This is a genomic window from Pseudoxanthobacter sp. (assembly GCF_036822375.1).
GTDB lineage: Bacteria > Pseudomonadota > Alphaproteobacteria > Rhizobiales > Segnochrobactraceae > Pseudoxanthobacter.
The window spans coordinates 1,877-3,122 of sequence record NZ_DAISHT010000233.1 but is presented as its reverse complement, the minus strand read 5'-3'; the positions used below and the strand labels follow the sequence as shown (position 1 = coordinate 3,122).

1 pseudogene is annotated in these 1,246 nt (G+C 67.2%); it reads left to right on the top strand.

The window, feature by feature from the left end:
- Positions 1-212: 212 nt before the first annotated feature.
- A pseudogene (locus V7067_RS15405) lies at positions 213-1,016 on the top strand (undecaprenyl-diphosphate phosphatase); the annotation flags it as partial.
- Between the last annotated feature and the right edge of the window lie 230 nt (positions 1,017-1,246).

Here is a 1,246-nt window from a genome sequence, read left to right as displayed (position 1 = left end):
GCGCGCGGCGCCTGTAACAGCCGTGCAACAGCCCCGTGCCAACCGCAGCGGCGGCTGCAGCCCGGGCCGCGCGTTCGGCCGCTTCCCGCGGGATTGTTCCGGAACGGATGCAATTTGGCGCACGCGGCTGCGCGGAACCATGCTATCGAAACGGCATATTGTGCGGTGCGGCTGCCCGGCCGGGCGCCGCAGGCGGGCGGGATTTTGCGACAATGGATTTCAAAACGCTGTTTGATGCGTTGATTCTGGGCCTTGTCGAAGGCCTCACCGAGTTCATTCCGGTCTCGTCGACCGGCCACATTCTGCTGCTGGGCCATTTTCTCGGTTTCGAGAGCACGGGCCGCGCATTCGAGGTGCTGATCCAGCTCGGCGCCATTCTGGCCATCGTGGGCGTCTATTTCACGCGGCTGTGGTCGGTGGCGGTGGCGCTGCCCACCAGCGCGCGGGCGCGGCACTTCGTGCTCAGCGTGTTCGTGGCGTTTCTGCCGGCGGTGGTGGTGGGCGTCATCGCCCACGACTTTATCAAGCGGGTGCTGTTCGAGACGCCGGTGCTGATCTGCATCACGCTGTTTCTCGGCGGCATCGTGCTGCTGGCGGTGGATCGCATGCCGCTCAAGCCGCGCTACGGCAGCGCCTACGATTACCCGATCTGGCTGGCCTTCGTGATCGGCTGTTTTCAGGTGCTGGCGATGATCCCCGGCACGTCGCGGTCCGGTTCCACCATCGTCGGCGCGCTGCTGTTCAAGGCCGACAAGCGCTCGGCGGCGGAGTTCTCGTTCTTCCTCGCCATGCCGACCATGGCCGGCGCCTTCGCCTATGATCTCTACAAGAACCGGGATGCCCTGTCCTCCAGCGATCTTCTGGTGGTGCTGATCGGGTTTGTCGCCGCCTTCGTGGCGGCGCTGGTGGTGGTGCGCCGCCTGCTCGATTTCGTCTCTCACCACGGCTATGCGGTGTTCGCCTGGTGGCGCATCGCGGTCGGCCTGCTGGGTCTGGTCGGCCTGTGGCTGACCGGCGGGCTGACGCTCGGCGGCTTCGCCTCCACCGCTTCGGTGGAGCAGAGCGCGCCGGCGGGCGCCGACAGCCCGCGCGTCGTCACCACCACGGCGCTGCGCGTGGTGCCGCCGCCGTCCGATTTTCCCATCCGGGAAACGGCCTCGGCAGAGCCTGCGGCAGCGGTGCCGGTCGTGGCCGCGCGGCCGGTCTCGGATGGCAGCCGCTTCGACCAGACATTCTCGATTTTTGC